The sequence below is a fragment of the Neisseria sp. HMSC03D10 genome, assembly GCF_001807625.1.
Lineage (GTDB): Bacteria > Pseudomonadota > Gammaproteobacteria > Burkholderiales > Neisseriaceae > Neisseria > Neisseria mucosa.
Genome location: NZ_KV789577.1, coordinates 18,464 through 34,786, shown reverse-complemented (window position 1 = coordinate 34,786; position 16,323 = coordinate 18,464). Strand labels below are relative to the sequence as shown.

Below are 16,323 nucleotides of genomic sequence, written 5' to 3'. Positions count from 1 at the left end.
TTTCGGCTGTCGGGGGAAGGGCTTTTTTGCAAAGGTCTCAATTTGCTATTAAAAAATAATATTCTGGCGTTGAGTTATCAGTCATAGAATTAAGTGCTTTTAGGCAGATTTGTTAGATTGATTTAGGTATTGCTATTGAAATCCGAATCTTCGGACCTCTTTTTAACTTTGCAGCAAAGCCAAAGAATACTTCATCATTTCCTATTGGGAAATTATATTGTTCATAAATTGAGATTTATTGCTTAATCATTTATCCGTACAATCCACCTCATCAAATATTTTAAGGAGGCAATGATGAAAAAAATGCCTGTATTGTTTGTTGGGCATGGTAGTCCGATGAATGTGTTGGATAAGGAAAATCCGTTCAACCAAAATCTCAGCCTGATTACGCAAAAGTTTGCCAAACCCAAAGCGATTTTGATGATTTCGGCGCATTGGTACAGCAGCCGTTTGCAGGTTACATCGGGCGAACATCCTGAAATGATTTACGATTTTTACGGATTTCCTGAAGATCTGAGCCAAGTGCAGTATCCGGCGCCCGGTTCGCCTGAGTTGGCGGAGCAAGTGCGGTCGTTGCTGCAGCCGGAAAATGTCGGGCTGAACCCAACGCGCGGTTTTGATCACGGCGCTTGGGCGGTGTTGAAATTTCTGTATCCCGATGCCGATATTCCTGTGGTGCAGCTCAGTCTCAACCGCTTGCAATCGGCGGAATGGCATTTCAATTTGGCGAAAAAATTATCCGCTTTGCGCGAACAGGGTGTGTTGATTATCGGCAGCGGCAATATTATTCATAATTTGAGCGTGATGAGCAGGGCGCATATCAATCAAATCGGTGCGGGCTATGGTTGGGCGTTTGCTTTCCGCGAAGCGGTCAATCAGGCAATTGTCGAACGGGATGACGATATTTTGATTCATTACGAACGGCTGGGTGAAAAGGCGATGCTTTCCGTGACGACGCCGGAACATTACCTGCCTTTTCTTTGCATTATGGCATTACGCGAACCGGATGATTCCATTACGTTTTTCAACGACAACCTTGTCGCCGGTTCGCTCAGTATGACTTCGCTTTTAGTGGGGTAAAAGAAAAATATGGCAGCGAAAAAGATTCTTTATTTGTTTGATCCGCTTTGCGGATGGTGTTATTCCGTTTCAGACGGCATTTCAAAATTGGCGCAAACTGCTGATGTCAAACTTGTTCCGACAGGCTTATTTTGCCGCGATAAAATCATGTTGCCCGATTGGGCGGAACATGCTTGGGAAAACGACCGGCGCATCGCCAAGCTCGCAGGGCTGCCGTTTAGCGAAAATTATCGCAAAAACATTTTGCAGCAGCCGACCAATTTCAATTCTTTCGCCTTGGTGCAGGCTTTAACGGCGGTTCAAACTACCGAGCCTGCTCGCGAACCGGAAGCCTTGCGTGCTTTTCAAAAAGCACGTTACGAAGAAGGTTTGGATACGGCAAAATTGGATGTATTGGCAGATGTTTTATGCCAAATCGGCTGTCAGCAAGCGGTTGGGATTTTAAAAGATTGTGCAACCGAACAGCTTGCCAAACAGCGCATTGCTGACGGCGCCAATCTTGCGCAACAGTTTGGTGTCAGCGGAGTGCCGTTTGTGGTGGAAGAAACCGGGCAAGGTTGGAGGCAAATCCGTACGGAAAGCTTGTGGTAAAAGGAAGGGGCAAAAGCCCTTTTTTGCGGTTGCTTAACTGACAATGATCGAAAAAGCCAGGTTTGCTGACATAGGCTAAGTGTGAAAGCAGCCTGCGTTTCAATAAAAAAGGAAGGGGCAGGGGCTGTTTTTTGTTTTTCAGACGACCTGTTTTTAGATGATATTTTGAAGGATCGGGTTAGATTTGACAGTTGAAGCGGTTCGGGAGATGAAGAGCATTTCTGAATGCGTAAATACTAAGGTCGTCTGAAAGCCCGATTCAGGTTTTCAGACGACCTTTTCCCCTTCATCCGAGCAGACTTACCCCAGATATTTCAGTTTGCCTTTAAAGTCTTCGAGCGTCTCGTAGCCTTTTTGTACCATGATGGCTTTCAAGCCAAGCGAAACGCGTTCGAAAATTTCGACGCCTTGCTGATGCAGCGCCGTGCCGATTTGCACCATGCTCGCGCCGCACAAGATATGTTCAAACGCATCGCGACCGGTATAAACGCCGCCTGTGCCGATGATTTGGATGGATGGATTCAATCTTTGGTAGAACGCATGGACGTTGGCGAGCGCGGTCGGTTTGATGTATTCGCCGCCTATGCCGCCAAAGCCGTTTTTAGGTCGGATCACGACGGATTCGTCCTCGATATACATGCCGTTGCCGATTGAATTAACGCAGTTGACAAATTTCAGCGGATGGCGGTTGAACACTTCCGCCGCTTGGTCGAAATGGACGATGTCGAAATACGGCGGCAGTTTGATGCCTAAAGGCTTGTCGAAGTAGCCGAAGGCTTCACCCAAAATCCGCTCGGTCGTTTCAAAGTCGTAGGCGATTTGCGGCTTGCCGGGGACGTTCGGACAGGAAAGGTTGAGTTCGGTAATGCCTTTAAATCCGCTGTTTTGCACTTTTTTCAACAGCGTGTGTGTTTCATCGGGCGACATACCGACCAGCGAGAGGAAAAATGTCCGTTCGGGCTGCGATTCTTGAAGGCTCAGCAAATAATCCAGATAGTAATCAATGCCTTGATTCGGCAAACCCATGGAATTGATGCTGCCCAGCGGTACATCGCGGTAACGCGGCTCGGGATTGCCCGCACGCGCTTCCAGCGTCGCCGTTTTGGTGACGAAGCTGCCCGCGGCGGATTGCCTGACTTCTTCCAATTCTTCCACGGTCATACACGCCACGCCTGCGGCGTTCATCAGACAGTTGTCAAAAGAAAAACCGGCGATTTGCGTTCTCAATGACGGCATATCCTGCTCCTTTCCCTTGAAAAATCAATTTGTTTGCGAAGCGTAACACGAATAGTCGGCAAAATTTTTAACAAACATCAAATGACAGACAATGTAAGGAAATGTTGTTTTATATGATGAAGGAAAGGTGCAAAAAAGGTCGTCTGAAAACCTGTTTTGTTTGTCTTCAGACGACCTTTAATGTAAATAAGCCATGGTGATTGAAAAATTTTTGAAATCACCAAGAAAGCCTTGGTTCATAATTTCTTAAATCAGGCTATCCATTCAGTTAATGCAGCCTCCAAGCGTTTCAGCCCTTCTGCCATATCTTCATCATTCAGCAGCAGACTAGGTGCAAAACGCACGACGTCGGCTCCGGCAACCAATACCATCAGGCCGTGTTTCAAAGCGGCAGAGGTGATTTCCGAAGCGCGGCCTTTGTATTCGTCCGCCAGTACGCAGCCGATGAGTAAACCCATACCGCGGACTTCTTCAAACACGCCCGTTTTCTCACCCAATTCCCGCAGGGTCGTCTGAAATTTTTGTCCTTGTTTTTCCACATGCGCTAAGGTTTCGGGCGCGTTGATAATGTCGAACGCACGACTACCAACGGCGCACGCCATCGGATTGCCGCCGAAAGTCGAACCGTGCGTCCCCGGCCCGAAGGTCGGAGCGATTTTGTCAGTGGTCAGAATCGCGCCGATGGGGAAGCCGCCACCCAATGCTTTGGCGGAACTGATGATGTCGGGCGTAATACCGTAATGCTCGTAGGCAAACAGTTTGCCCGTATGCCCCATACCGGTTTGCACTTCGTCCAAAATCAGCAATGCGCCGTGTTCGTCGCACAAACGGCGCGCAGCTTGCAGATATTCCTGCGTGGCGGGCAGGATGCCGCTTTCGCCCTGAATCGGCTCGATGATTACGGCGCAGGTGTTTTCGCCGATGGCTGCTTCCAATGCGGCAACATCGTTAAACGGAACGTGGGTAATACCTGGCGGCAGCGGCGTGTAGTCTTTGCTGTATTTGGGCTGGCCACCGACCGATACGGTAAACAATGTGCGACCGTGGAAGCTATTCAGGCAGGAGATGATTTCGGTTTTGTGTCCGCCAAAATGATCGCGCCCGTATTTTCGTGCCAGTTTCAGCGCGGCTTCGTTGGCTTCAGCGCCGGAATTGCAGAAAAACACTTTGTCGGCGAAGGTATGCTCTACCAGCTTTTGCGCCAATTCCTGCGCGGGCTTGGTCGTGTAGATATTGGAAATGTGCCACAATTTTTGCGACTGCTCCGCCAGCGCGGCAACCAAATCGGGATGACAGTGTCCCAACGCGTTGACCGCGATACCGCCCGACAAGTCGATATATTCACGACCTTCAATATCCCAGACGCGGCTGCCGAGTGCGCGTTCGGGAATCATGGGGGCAAATGAAAAATTGGGGGTCAGGTAGTTTTGCATCCGATTTCCTTTGCAGTGAATTTATTGAAAATAAGCGGGGATTATGCGCCGCCCGAAACAAAGCTTCAAGCCGGAATGGACGGGACGCAATGAGAGTAGAAATTTCGGCTACAATATGGATTTTACCGACCGTAGAAAGAAGATTATGAACATCCTGCCTTATCAGACTGAAATTGCCGAGCGTATGCTGGTTGGCACCGAAGGCGAAACCATTCATCCCGGCGCGCAATTTGTTCAAACGGCCAACGGCTATTGGATAGCTTGGCACGAGGGCAATGCAGCACTGCTGGCACCCGATACGCCGCCCGATATTCCGTGTTTTTGGGTAGAAGGGGCGCAAAGTTTGGAAGAGTTGGTCGAATTGGTCGAAAACGGCGAGTTTGACGAAATGGAAGAGTTTGACGGCGACGATGACGCGTGGCACGAACACGCGGCAGGCTGTGATGGCGGGCATGACGGTCATTGCGGATGTTCGCATTCATGAAAATGAAGATGAAAACCTTGCTTCTGCCTTTGGTCTGCCTGGCGCCGAGCGGCTGCGTCGTCAGGGCGGCAGTCGATTTGGCGGCAACGACCGTCATGACGGCGGGCAAGGTTGTCGTCAAAGGTACGGGCGCAGTTATTGATGCCGTCATTCCCGACAGAGATAAAAAGAAAGACAAAGAAAAGGATAAAGGTAAAAACCGCCGTCCTGTTTCAGACGACGGTGTGTATCCGGGTTCTTATCCGCCTGCATCGGAAGAAGGCGGTTACTCTGTTCCGCAAGATTCAGGATATTCGGACAGGGGATGGTAAGGACGGATGTCTTTTGTCCTTGCAGCCATATAAAAAGGTTGTCTGAAAGGTTTGAGCGCGACCCGCTCGACTTATTTTCAGACGACCTTTTTGTTTGGGTAAACGTTCTTCCGCTTTAAACCGCGTCGGTCAGCGATGAGAACACTTCAAAATAAGTCGGGAAGGTTTTATGGGTGCATTTCGGGTCGTTGATGACGACGGGTACGCCCAACAGGGAAACCAGCGAGAAACACATCGCCATGCGGTGGTCGTCGTAAGTGTCGATGACGGCGTCGGGTGTCAGCGTTTCAGGCGGGGTGATGTGAATCGCTTCGGCTTCTTCGACGACTTTTGCACCGAGTTTGCGCAACTCGTTTGCCATCGCGTCGATGCGGTCGGTTTCCTTGACGCGCCATGAACCGATGTTGCGCAGCGTGCAGGTTTGTCCTGTGGCAAGGGCAACGATGGCGAGGGTCATGGCGGCATCGGGGATATGGTTCGCATCCAAATCAAAGGCTTGGACGGTACGTTCTTTCGGACGCGAGACTTCGACGAAGTTTTCACCCCACACCACATCCGCCCCGATTTTTTCCAGCTCGCGGGCAAAGGCGACATCGCCCTGTATGCTGTTTGCGCCGATACCGGTAACGCGGACGGGCGTGGCGGCAATCAAACCTGCTGCGAGGAAGTAGGACGCGCTGGAGGCATCGCCTTCGACGTGCAGATGTTCGGGCGCGTGGTAGTGCGCATCTGCGGGAATTTTGAAGACGCGGTAGTCTTCATTGGCAACCTGTACGCCGAATTGCGCCATCAGTTTCAAGGTGATGTCGATATAGGGCTTGGAAATCAACTCGCCGACCATACGGATTTCAAATGCCTGCCCGGTCAGCGGCAACGCCATCAAGAGGGCGGTCAGAAACTGGCTGGACACATTGCCTTTAATCGGAATCACACGCTCGCCGCGGTCTTGGCGTTCGCCGATATGAAGCGGTGGATAGTGTTCGTTGCCGAGATATTCGACATCGGCGCCGGCAATCCGCAGCGCATCGACCAAATCGCCGATAGGGCGTTCGTGCATACGCGCAACGCCGTGCAGATGATAATCGCCGCCCAAAACCGCCAGCGCGGCAGTCAGCGGACGGAATGCCGTTCCCGCGTTGCCTAAAAACAAATCGGCAGTGCGGTTTGGAAATTGTCCGCCTGTGCCGTGTACTTTCAGACGACCTTCGGCAAGATATTCGATTTCAACGCCGAGTTTATCGAGCGCTTCCAACATACGGTCGGTATCGTCGGATTTGAGCAGGGAATGGATTTCGCAAGTGTTGTCGGACAAGGCGGCAAGCAGCAGGGTGCGGTTGCTGATGCTTTTGGAGCCGGGCAGGGCGACGGTGGCGGGTTTGAGCGAGGCGGCGGGGAGGCAGATGGATTCGGTCATGATGGTCGTTTGGGAAGCGGAAACAGAAAACGGCATTATACGGTAGGGAGGGGTCGTCTGAAAAACCAAAACTGTCAACAATCCGCATAAAATGTTATACTTTTCCGCAATTTTGCAACGATGGCGCGGGCTTGTTTTTTATGCCCGCCAAGCGCGTCGTCCCAAGATTTTCAAAGACTTTTACACGTTCGCAAGGTCGTCTGAAAAGTACCCGACAAACGGAATAGAAATGATCAGCAAACAAGAATACCAAGCCCAAGCCACCCAAGGCTACAACCGCATCCCGCTCGTGCAAGAACTCCTTGCCGACTTGGATACGCCGCTTTCCCTCTATCTCAAACTCGCCAACCGCCCCTATACCTACCTGCTCGAATCCGTTGTCGGCGGCGAACGTTTCGGCCGCTATTCCTTTATCGGCCTGCCTTGCAGCCACTATCTCAAAGTCAGCGGCAAACACGTCGATGTTTATCAAAACGGCGAAATAGTCGAGCAACACGACGGCAATCCGCTGCCCTTTATCGAAGCCTTCCACAACCGCTTCAAAACGCCCGAAATCCCAAGCCTGCCGCGCTTTACCGGCGGATTAGTCGGCTACTTCGGTTACGAAACCATCTACAATTTCGAACACTTCGCCCACCGCCTGAAAAACAGCGCCAAAGCCGACCCGCTTGGCACACCCGACATCTTGCTGATGCTGTCGCAAGAGTTGGCGGTTATCGACAATTTAAGTGGCAAAATCCACCTCATCGTTTACGCCGATCCCTCGCAGCCCGACGGCTACGAACGCGCCCGCGAACGCCTCGAAGACATCCGCACCCAGTTGCGTCAAAGCTGCGCTATCCCGCTCTCGCTCGGCAGCAAACACACCGAAGCCGTCAGCGAGTTCGGCGAAGAGCCGTTCAAAGCCTGCGTCGACAAAATCAAAGACTACATCTTCGCAGGCGACTGTATGCAGGTCGTCCCCAGCCAGCGCATGAGCATGGAATTCACCGACAGCCCGCTCGCCCTCTACCGCGCCTTGCGCACGCTCAACCCCTCGCCTTATCTCTTTTACTACGATTTCGGCGATTTCCACATCGTCGGTTCCTCGCCCGAAATCCTCGTCCGCCGCGAACGCGACGACGTCATCGTCCGTCCCATCGCCGGCACGCGCCTGCGCGGCAAAACCCCCGCCGAAGACTTTGCCAACGAGCAGGATTTATTAAGCGACGCCAAAGAAATCGCCGAACACGTCATGCTTATCGATTTAGGGCGCAACGACGTCGGCCGCATCAGCAAAACGGGCGAAGTCAAAGTAACCGACAAAATGGTGATTGAAAAATACTCCCATGTGATGCACATCGTTTCCAACGTCGAAGGTCGTCTGAAAGAGGGCGTTACCAACATGGACATCCTCGCTGCCACTTTCCCCGCCGGCACACTCTCCGGCGCACCCAAAGTCCGCGCCATGGAAATCATAGAAGAAGTCGAACCGAGCAAACGCGGCATCTACGGCGGCGCCGTCGGCGTATGGGGCTTCAACAACGACATGGACTTGGCAATCGCCATCCGCACCGCCGTGGTGAAAAACAACACGCTATACGTCCAAAGTGGCGCAGGCATCGTCGCAGACTCCGACCCGACCTCCGAATGGCAGGAAACGCAGAACAAAGCTCGAGCAGTAGTCAGGGCGGCGCAGATGGTGCAGGAAGGGTTGGATAGGTAGACTTGGAGTTTTCAGACGGCCTTTAAGGAATCAACAGGCCGTCTGAAAATCCAAACAATAAGCAGCAATCGTTTGATTAGAACAGCGACCTTCACTGCGTCATTCCCGCGCATACGGGAATCCAGAAATTTAAAATTACGGGAATTTCTAAATATTTCTGAAAGATTGAGGCCAGGATTCCCGCCTACGCGGGAATGACGGATTAAAGTTTTTTGCGGAAACATGATGCAACCTGCCGTTTATATACTCGCCAGCCAACGAAACGGAACGCTGTATATCGGTGTAACATCCAATCTCACCCAACGTGTTTACCAACATAGAGAACATTTGACGCAAGGATTTACAAATCAGCATCATGTAACCATGTTGGTTTGGTACGAACTGCATTCCACAATGGAATACGCCATTACCAGGGAAAAGCAATTGAAAAAATGGAATCGGCAATGGAAGCTGCGTCTTATCGAAGAGAAAAATCCCAGTTGGCAGGATTTATGGTTTGAGATTATTAAATAACCATCATTTCCATAAAACATGTAAATTAACCCTAGTATCCCTTAAATTTCGTCATTCCCGCGCAGGCGGGAATCCAGACTCTTAGGTTCAGGAATCTTTAAACATTGCAGGATATTTACCCTCTGGATTCCCGCCTGCGCGGGAATGACGGATTGACGGTTTCAGATGACCTGAAATAAACAGCAGAACACAGACAGATTAAAACGCTATGAACAAATCCCCCATCCTCCCGCCAGCCATGCTCGGCATCCTCGGTGGCGGCCAATTAGGCAAAATGTTTACCGTTGCCGCCAAAACCATGGGCTACAAAGTAACCGTTCTCGACCCCGATCCCAACGCGCCTGCGGCGGAATTTGCCGACCGCCATTTGTGCGCGCCGTTTGACGACCAAGCCGCTTTGGACGAGTTGGCAAAATGCGCGGCCGTTACCACTGAATTTGAAAACGTCAATGCCGACGCGATGCGCTTTCTAGCAAAACATACCAACGTTTCCCCCAGCAGCGACTGCGTCGCCATCGCGCAAAACCGTATTCAGGAAAAAGCATGGATACGCAAAGCGGGGCTGCAAACCGCACCGTATCAAGTGGTTTGCCGTTCAGACGACATCAGCGAAGAAAGCGCGCAATTCCTGCCCGGCATCCTGAAAACGGCTACGTTGGGCTACGACGGCAAAGGTCAAATCCGCGTCAAAACGGTGGACGAACTCAAAGCCGCGTTTGCCGAACACGGCGGCGTGGATTGCGTTTTGGAAAAAATGGTGGATTTGCGCGGCGAGATTTCCGTGATCGTATGTCGTCTGAACAATGAAAACGTGCAAACCTTCGATCCCGCCGAAAACATCCACGAAAACGGCATCCTTGCTTATTCCATTGTTCCTGCGCGGCTGAGTGCCGACGTGCAGCAGCAGGCGCGGCAGATGGCGCAACGCTTGGCGGACGAATTGGATTATGTCGGCGTGTTGGCGGTGGAAATGTTCGTCGTCGGCGACACGCATGAATTGGTCGTCAACGAAATCGCCCCGCGCCCGCACAATTCCGGCCACCACACCATCGATGCCTGCGCCGCAGACCAGTTCCAGCAGCAGGTACGCATTATGTGCAACCTGCCACCTGCCGATACCAAGCTGCTTTCTTCATGTTGCATGGCGAATATTTTGGGCGACGTTTGGCAGGAAGACGGCGGCGAACCGAATTGGCTGCCGTTGCAAAGCCATCCGAACGCGCACCTGCACCTGTACGGCAAAAAGGCCGCGCGGAAAGGCCGCAAAATGGGGCATTTCACCGTTTTGTCCGCCGATGCCGACACTGCTTTTGAAGCAGCGGTGAAACTGCATCAAAGTTTATAATTTGCTGATTTTCAAAATGTTCAGACGACCTCAGAATCAATCAAGGTCGTCTGAAAGTTAGACATAACGTACCGAATCATGAGCCTGTTGACCATACTCCGTCCCGCCACAGTACAAGATTGCCAAGCCATCCATAATGCCCATCTTCATGCCGCCCAATTTGCCTGCATTCGAAGCTACGACGAGAACGTGCTTCAGGCATGGGAAGCGCTGTTGGACACTGAAAGCTACCGCCATACCATCGACGATCCGGATAAGGCTTTGTGGGTGGTGGAATACAAAGGGGCCATCCGTGGATTTTTCCAAGTCGATTTTAAGGAAGCGCAATTAGACGCGCTTTATGTGCATCCGATTTTCCACAATCAAGGTTTGGGTACGGCATTGCTGAGGCGTGCCGAAGAGTTGGCGCATCATGCCGGATTGAGTTTTTTAAAACTTTATGCTTCGCTCAATTCCGTTCCGTTTTACCGCATCAACCGTTATGACTCTTTGGGTTCTGCGGTGTTGCAGTTGAATCGGGAAGTCAAAGTCGAATGCGAATTAATGCGTAAATACCTTTAGATACAACCGTCAATCATTTTTCCCGTTTTCAGACGACCTTGTTTGTAAAAGAGGTCGTCTGAAAATCGTTTAGCGTTTCAGGTATCCATTTATGAAAACAGATTTCCAATCTACCCTTCAGGCCTTAGGCAAACAGGCGAAAAAAGAAGCAGAAGAAAAGGCTGCAGCAGAAGCGGCAGCTAAAAAGCAGGAAGCCGAGAATGCCGATTTTGCAAGTATGGTCGGGACGGTAACCCCGTTGAAACAAACTTCGCAATATTATTCTGCTCCACGCGATAAATCGCCGATAAAGCCGCGTCCGAAAGAAGTATCTTCATTAGATGAGGAAGATTATTTTTATATCGGCAGCGGCAGTTGGGATGAGCCGCCTGCTTCGTTCAGTAAGAACGGGCAAGGTAAAAACGACCTGCAACGCTTGCGTAACGGCCATTATCCCGTCGTTGCTGATGTTGATTTGCACGGCTATACGCAAGAAGAAGCACAACAGGTATTAAATGAATTTATCGTGTTTGTCCAAAAGCGCGGCGTTTGTGCCGAAATTGTCCACGGTAGCGGCTTGGGTTCGGCAGGTTATAAACCTGTTTTAAAAAATATGACGCGCCGTTGGCTGATGCAGCATCCGGATGTTCTTGCCTATATCGAACCTCGCGAGGGTAATGACGGCGCTGTCCGCATCCTTATCAAACGCCGGCATTCGGAGGAGCGGTAAAAAGGTCGTCTGAAATATAGCAGCAAAGCTATTTCAAAAACGGTTAAAAGGTTATTTCGGTTTTTTTCATTTTATTTTCGTTTTTGTGTTAAAAAAGAAAATTAAATGGGAAAAGTTTGATTGTTTTTGAATATATTAAATTGAAATTTGCTAGTTATACCGTTTGCTGATAGGATTCGAAGCGAAGCAGATTCAAATAAATTCACCAGTGCGTCTTTTGTTTTTAATCCGGTTTTTAACTGATTGAAAAGATTTAGATTATCTAATTTTATTTGATTTGATTTTAGAAACTTTTCGTTTTTGTATACCAATTTTCGCAAACGAAAACATTAGGGGTATAACCCTCCGTCATTGAATAACACTCAACATAAGGATAGATACTATGTCCACCCAATTACACGATGTTGACCCGATTGAAACCCAAGAGTGGTTGGACGCGTTAAGCTCAGTTCTAGAATACGAAGGCAGCGAACGCGCACAATACCTGTTGGAACATCTGGTTAAATACAGCCGCGACAAAGGCGTCCGTATGCCTCACGGCACAACCACCCCGTATTTGAATACCGTTTCGGTTGAAGACGAAAAAGGCATTCCGGGCGATCAAAACATCGAACACCGCATCCGTGCATTCGTGCGCTGGAACGCCGCCGCCATCGTATTGCGCGCCGGTAAAAAAGATTTGGAGCTGGGTGGTCATATCGCATCTTTCCAATCTGCCGCAACCATGTACGAAGTGGGTTTCAACCACTTCTGGAAAGCTAAAGGCGAAGGCGAAGAAGGTGATTTGGTATTCTTCCAAGGCCACGTTTCTCCAGGTATCTATGCCCGCGCTTTCGTTGAAGGCCGTCTGACTGAAGACCAACTGAACAATTTCCGTCAGGAAGTGGACGGACATGGTCTGCCTTCTTACCCGCATCCGCACTTGCTGCCTGATTTCTGGCAATTCCCGACCGTATCTATGGGTTTGGGTCCGATCATGGCGATTTACCAAGCCCGTTTCCTAAAATACTTGGAATCCCGCGGTCTGGCAAAAACCAAAGGCCGTAAAGTATGGTGTTTCTGCGGCGACGGCGAAATGGATGAACCTGAATCGCAAGGCGCCATCGCATTGGCAGCACGCGAAGGTTTGGACAACCTGATTTTCGTCATCAACTGTAACCTGCAACGTTTGGACGGTCCTGTCCGCGGTAACGGCAAAATCATCCAAGAATTGGAAGGCAACTTTGCCGGCGCAGGCTGGAATGTTGTCAAAGTCATTTGGGGCCGCCGTTGGGACCGCCTCTTGGCAAAAGACAAAGACGGTATCCTGCGCAAACGCATGGAAGAATGTTTGGACGGCGACTACCAAACTTACAAATCCAAAGACGGTGCGTACGTCCGCGAACATTTCTTCAATACCCCTGAATTGAAAGCATTGGTTGCCGATATGACCGATGACGAAATTTGGGCATTGAACCGTGGCGGTCACGACCCTCAAAAAGTGTACAACGCTTATGACCGCGCAGCTAACCATGCAGATGGCAAACCTACCGTAATTTTGGCAAAAACCATTAAAGGTTATGGTATGGGTGCATCCGGCGAAGGTCAAAACGTTGCCCACCAAGCCAAAAAAATGGACAAAGCGTCTCTGAAACAATTCCGCGACCGCTTTGACATTCCGGTTACCGACGAGCAAATCGACAGCGGCGATCTGCCTTACCTGACTTTCGCTCCCGACAGCGAAGAGTACAAATACCTGCACGCACGTCGCGAAGCTTTGGGCGGCTACCTGCCTCAACGCAAGCCTACCCAAGAAGTTCTGGAAGTACCTGAGTTGTCAGCATTTGAGACTCAACTGAAATCCAGCGGCGACCGTGAATTCTCGACTACTATGGCATTTGTCCGCATTCTGTCTACTTTGCTGAAAGACAAAAAAATCGGCAAACGCGTCGTACCTATCGTTCCTGACGAAAGCCGTACCTTCGGTATGGAAGGCATGTTCCGCCAATACGGTATTTGGAACCCGAAAGGCCAACAATACACCCCGCAAGACAAAGACCAACTGATGTTCTATAAAGAGTCTGTTGACGGTCAAATCCTGCAAGAAGGTATTAACGAGCCTGGCGCGATGGCTGACTGGATTGCTGCAGCGACCAGCTATGCCAACAGCGACTTCGCGATGATTCCGTTCTACATTTACTACTCTATGTTCGGTTTCCAACGCGTTGGCGACTTGGCATGGGCTGCCGGCGATATGCACGCGCGCGGCTTCCTGTTGGGCGGTACTGCCGGCCGTACGACCTTGAACGGCGAAGGCCTGCAACACGAAGACGGCCACAGCCATATTCAAGCTGATTTGATCCCGAACTGCGTAACATACGATCCGACTTTCCAATATGAAGTGGCCGTTATCGTACATGATGGCCTGCGCCGTATGTACGTCAACCATGAAGACGTGTTCTACTACATCACCTTGATGAACGAGAACTACACTCACCCGGATATGCCCGAAGGCGTGGAACAAGACATCCTGAAAGGTATGTACTTGCTGAAAGCCGGCGGTAAAGGCGACAAGAAAGTTCAATTGATGGGTTCCGGTACCATCCTGCAAGAAGTGATTGCCGGTGCCGAATTGCTGAAAGCCGACTTCGGCGTAGAAGCAGACATTTGGTCTTGCCCGTCCTTCAACTTGCTGCACCGCGATGCCATCGAAGTAGAACGTTTCAACCGCCTGCATCCGTTGGAAGCTGAAAAAGTACCTTTCGTTACCTCACAACTGCAAGGTCATGACGGTCCGGTTATCGCCGCTACCGACTATATCCGCAGCTATGCCGACCGTATCCGCGCGTACATCCCGAACGACTACCATGTCTTGGGTACCGATGGTTTCGGCCGTTCCGATAGCCGTGCCAACCTGCGCCGCTTCTTCGAAGTGGACCGCTACAACGTTGCCGTGGCAGCATTGAGCGCATTGGCAGAACAAGGCAAAGTCAGCAAAGAAACCGTTCAACAAGCCATCGAAAAATACGGCATCAATGCCGACGTGGCGCCAAGCTGGAAACGCTAATCCTGTTTTCAGACGACCTCAAAGTCAATTTGCTTGTGAGGTCGTCTGAATCAAGAATACGTTGACGGTTTGTATAACGGACAAACCTTGAATTACCGGGCAGCGGGCGCAAGTCGTGCAAAAGGTTCGAAGCGCAGAAAAGTTGTCTTGGAAATGGTTATCCGTGCCGGAAAACATAAGTGATGTCGTCTGAAACTGTTTTTCAGACGACCTCAAACCGAAATCATCAAAGGAACTCAAATGAGTATCGTAGAAATCAAAGTACCCGATATCGGCGGTCATGAAAACGTCGATATCATCGCCGTAGAAGTCAAAGCGGGCGACACCATCGCCGTTGACGACACCCTGATTACACTGGAAACCGACAAAGCCACTATGGACGTACCTGCCGATGCAGCAGGCGTTGTGAAAGAAGTGAAAGTCAAAGTCGGCGACAAAATCTCCGAAGGCGGCGTAATTCTGACCGTTGAAACCGGTGCTGCCGCTGCTGAGGCTGCTCCGGCTCCTGCCGCTGAAGCACAACCTGCGCCTGCTGCTGCACCCGCTGCCGCTCCCGCAGGCGGTACAACCGTTAAAGTAGCCGTTCCAGACATTGGCGGTCATACTGATGTAGATGTAATCGCCGTTGAAGTCAAAGTTGGCGACACCGTTGCCGAAGACGACACGCTGATTACTTTGGAAACCGACAAAGCGACTATGGATGTACCTTGTACTGCCGCCGGTGTCGTTAAAGCCGTATTCCTGAAAGTTGGCGACAAAGTATCCGAAGGTACTGCCATTATCGAAGTGGAAACCGCCGGTTCTGCCGCCGCTCCCGCGCCTGCTCAAGCCGCAGCACCGGCAGCTGCACCTGCTCCGGCTGCCGCGCCTGCCGCCGCCCCGGCTCCTGTTGCCGCTCCTGCACCTGCCGCAGCCAAAATCGACGAAGTCGCTTTTGCCAAAGCACACGCGGGTCCATCCGCACGCAAACTGGCGCGCGAATTGGGCGTGGATTTGGGTCAAGTCAAAGGTACCGGCTTGAAAGGCCGTATCATGGGCGACGACATTAAAGCCTTTGTGAAATCTGTAATGCAAGGCGGTGCGGCGAAACCTGCTGCTGCCGGCGCATCTTTGGGCGGCGGTCTGGACTTGCTGCCGTGGCCTAAAGTGGACTTCTCCAAATTCGGTAATGTCGAAGTTAAAGAATTGTCCCGCATTAAGAAAATTTCCGGTCAAAACCTGTCCCGCAACTGGGTAGTCATTCCGCACGTTACCGTTCACGAAGAAGCGGACATGACCGAACTGGAAGAATTCCGCAAACAGCTGAACAAAGAGTGGGAACGTGAAGGCGTGAAACTGTCTCCGTTGGCGTTCATCATCAAAGCCTCTGTTTCCGCGCTGAAAGCCTTCCCAGAATTCAACGCTTCTTTGGACGGCGACAATCTGGTTCTGAAAAACTACTTCAACATCGGTTTCGCAGCCGATACGCCGAACGGCTTGGTTGTTCCCGTCATCAAAGACGTGGATCAAAAAGGTCTGAAAGAAATCAGCCAAGAGCTGACCGAATTGTCTAAAAAAGCCCGCGAAGGCAAGCTCAAACCGCAAGAAATGCAAGGCGCCTGCTTTACCATTTCCAGCTTGGGCGGCATCGGCGGTACAGGCTTCACTCCGATTGTGAACGCACCTGAAGTCGCTATTTTGGGCGTGTGCAAATCCCAAATCAAACCGGTTTGGAACGGCAAAGAGTTCGCTCCTCGCCTGATGTGTCCGTTGAGCCTGTCCTTCGACCACCGCGTCATCGACGGTGCTGCCGGTATGCGCTTTACCGTATTCCTGGCGAACCTGTTGAAAGACTTCCGCCGCATTACCCTGTAATCCGAGCGTATTTCAGACGACCTTCGGCAAACAATCCGACA

At 51.0% G+C, this 16,323-nt stretch carries 14 protein-coding genes; 11 read left to right on the top strand and 3 right to left on the bottom strand.

Annotated features, from left to right (window positions below):
* Positions 1-294 precede the first annotated feature (294 nt).
* Entirely contained in the window at positions 295-1,080 is a 786-nt protein-coding gene (gene ygiD / locus HMPREF3066_RS08615) for a 4,5-DOPA-extradiol-dioxygenase (RefSeq protein ID WP_070442154.1), read from the top strand.
* Between the two features lie 9 nt (positions 1,081-1,089).
* Entirely contained in the window at positions 1,090-1,671 is a 582-nt protein-coding gene (locus HMPREF3066_RS08610) for a DsbA family protein (protein WP_070442151.1), read from the top strand.
* 300 nt (positions 1,672-1,971) lie between these two features.
* Here HMPREF3066_RS08610 and HMPREF3066_RS08605 read toward each other — a convergent pair whose 3' ends face one another.
* Together HMPREF3066_RS08605 and HMPREF3066_RS08600 are read right to left on the bottom strand one after the other, a co-directional pair.
* Positions 1,972-2,907 carry a dihydroorotate oxidase gene (locus HMPREF3066_RS08605; protein WP_070442148.1) on the bottom strand — a complete coding sequence of 312 codons (936 nt, stop codon included), beginning with the start codon at positions 2,905-2,907 and terminating at the stop codon, positions 1,972-1,974.
* Between the two features lie 251 nt (positions 2,908-3,158).
* Positions 3,159-4,340 (bottom strand): aspartate aminotransferase family protein, encoded by a 1,182-nt coding sequence (locus tag HMPREF3066_RS08600; RefSeq protein WP_070442145.1) that lies wholly within the window; start codon positions 4,338-4,340, stop codon positions 3,159-3,161.
* A 145-nt stretch (positions 4,341-4,485) separates the two neighbouring features.
* Between HMPREF3066_RS08600 and HMPREF3066_RS08595 the strand changes: the two genes are divergently transcribed.
* Positions 4,486-4,824 carry a general secretion pathway protein GspG gene (locus tag HMPREF3066_RS08595; protein WP_070442141.1) on the top strand — a complete coding sequence of 113 codons (339 nt, stop codon included), beginning with the start codon at positions 4,486-4,488 and terminating at the stop codon, positions 4,822-4,824.
* Between the two features lie 8 nt (positions 4,825-4,832).
* On the top strand, positions 4,833-5,135 hold the full coding sequence (locus HMPREF3066_RS08590) for an NF038104 family lipoprotein (protein WP_321178927.1): 303 nt from the start codon (positions 4,833-4,835) through the stop codon (positions 5,133-5,135).
* Between the two features lie 115 nt (positions 5,136-5,250).
* Here the strand turns inward: HMPREF3066_RS08590 and aroA are convergent, their stop codons facing one another.
* On the bottom strand, positions 5,251-6,549 hold the full coding sequence (gene aroA, locus HMPREF3066_RS08585) for a 3-phosphoshikimate 1-carboxyvinyltransferase (protein ID WP_070442157.1): 1,299 nt from the start codon (positions 6,547-6,549) through the stop codon (positions 5,251-5,253).
* A gap of 229 nt (positions 6,550-6,778) precedes the next feature.
* On the opposite strand from aroA, the gene trpE reads away from it, so the two are divergent.
* The 7 genes from trpE to aceF all read left to right on the top strand — a co-directional run bounded on the left by trpE (position 6,779) and on the right by aceF (position 16,282).
* A complete protein-coding gene (gene trpE / locus HMPREF3066_RS08580) occupies positions 6,779-8,254 on the top strand; it encodes an anthranilate synthase component I (protein ID WP_070442135.1) in 1,476 nt (491 codons plus the stop codon).
* 225 nt (positions 8,255-8,479) lie between these two features.
* Entirely contained in the window at positions 8,480-8,767 is a 288-nt protein-coding gene (locus tag HMPREF3066_RS08570; RefSeq protein ID WP_099048462.1) for a GIY-YIG nuclease family protein, read from the top strand.
* A gap of 208 nt (positions 8,768-8,975) precedes the next feature.
* The gene (locus tag HMPREF3066_RS08565; protein ID WP_070442133.1) at positions 8,976-10,112 is read left to right on the top strand and encodes a 5-(carboxyamino)imidazole ribonucleotide synthase; all 1,137 of its coding nucleotides are present in this window, start codon (positions 8,976-8,978) and stop codon (positions 10,110-10,112) included.
* Between the two features lie 78 nt (positions 10,113-10,190).
* Complete coding sequence (locus tag HMPREF3066_RS08560; RefSeq protein ID WP_045075584.1) at positions 10,191-10,673, top strand: GNAT family N-acetyltransferase; 483 nt, start codon at positions 10,191-10,193, stop codon at positions 10,671-10,673.
* Between the two features lie 91 nt (positions 10,674-10,764).
* On the top strand, positions 10,765-11,382 hold the full coding sequence (locus HMPREF3066_RS08555; protein ID WP_070442130.1) for a Smr/MutS family protein: 618 nt from the start codon (positions 10,765-10,767) through the stop codon (positions 11,380-11,382).
* A 382-nt stretch (positions 11,383-11,764) separates the two neighbouring features.
* Positions 11,765-14,428: a pyruvate dehydrogenase (acetyl-transferring), homodimeric type gene (aceE, locus tag HMPREF3066_RS08550; RefSeq protein WP_009311779.1), complete on the top strand. Its 2,664-nt coding sequence runs from the start codon at positions 11,765-11,767 to the stop codon at positions 14,426-14,428.
* Between the two features lie 240 nt (positions 14,429-14,668).
* Positions 14,669-16,282: a dihydrolipoyllysine-residue acetyltransferase gene (gene aceF, locus HMPREF3066_RS08545; protein WP_070442127.1), complete on the top strand. Its 1,614-nt coding sequence runs from the start codon at positions 14,669-14,671 to the stop codon at positions 16,280-16,282.
* Positions 16,283-16,323 lie beyond the last annotated feature (41 nt).

What these genes read in the sequence shown, in the direction of transcription:
- HMPREF3066_RS08600 (WP_070442145.1), bottom strand. Translation starts at nt 4,340, where the DNA reads ATGCAAAACTACCTGACCCCCAATTTTTCATTTGCCCCCATGATTCCC.
- HMPREF3066_RS08570 (WP_099048462.1), top strand. Translation starts at nt 8,480, where the DNA reads ATGCAACCTGCCGTTTATATACTCGCCAGCCAACGAAACGGAACGCTG.
- trpE (WP_070442135.1), top strand. Translation starts at nt 6,779, where the DNA reads ATGATCAGCAAACAAGAATACCAAGCCCAAGCCACCCAAGGCTACAAC.
- HMPREF3066_RS08560 (WP_045075584.1), top strand. Translation starts at nt 10,191, where the DNA reads ATGAGCCTGTTGACCATACTCCGTCCCGCCACAGTACAAGATTGCCAA.
- HMPREF3066_RS08555 (WP_070442130.1), top strand. Translation starts at nt 10,765, where the DNA reads ATGAAAACAGATTTCCAATCTACCCTTCAGGCCTTAGGCAAACAGGCG.
- ygiD (WP_070442154.1), top strand. Translation starts at nt 295, where the DNA reads ATGAAAAAAATGCCTGTATTGTTTGTTGGGCATGGTAGTCCGATGAAT.
- aceE (WP_009311779.1), top strand. Translation starts at nt 11,765, where the DNA reads ATGTCCACCCAATTACACGATGTTGACCCGATTGAAACCCAAGAGTGG.
- HMPREF3066_RS08605 (WP_070442148.1), bottom strand. Translation starts at nt 2,907, where the DNA reads ATGCCGTCATTGAGAACGCAAATCGCCGGTTTTTCTTTTGACAACTGT.
- HMPREF3066_RS08595 (WP_070442141.1), top strand. Translation starts at nt 4,486, where the DNA reads ATGAACATCCTGCCTTATCAGACTGAAATTGCCGAGCGTATGCTGGTT.
- aceF (WP_070442127.1), top strand. Translation starts at nt 14,669, where the DNA reads ATGAGTATCGTAGAAATCAAAGTACCCGATATCGGCGGTCATGAAAAC.
- HMPREF3066_RS08565 (WP_070442133.1), top strand. Translation starts at nt 8,976, where the DNA reads ATGAACAAATCCCCCATCCTCCCGCCAGCCATGCTCGGCATCCTCGGT.
- aroA (WP_070442157.1), bottom strand. Translation starts at nt 6,549, where the DNA reads ATGACCGAATCCATCTGCCTCCCCGCCGCCTCGCTCAAACCCGCCACC.
- HMPREF3066_RS08610 (WP_070442151.1), top strand. Translation starts at nt 1,090, where the DNA reads ATGGCAGCGAAAAAGATTCTTTATTTGTTTGATCCGCTTTGCGGATGG.
- HMPREF3066_RS08590 (WP_321178927.1), top strand. Translation starts at nt 4,833, where the DNA reads ATGAAAACCTTGCTTCTGCCTTTGGTCTGCCTGGCGCCGAGCGGCTGC.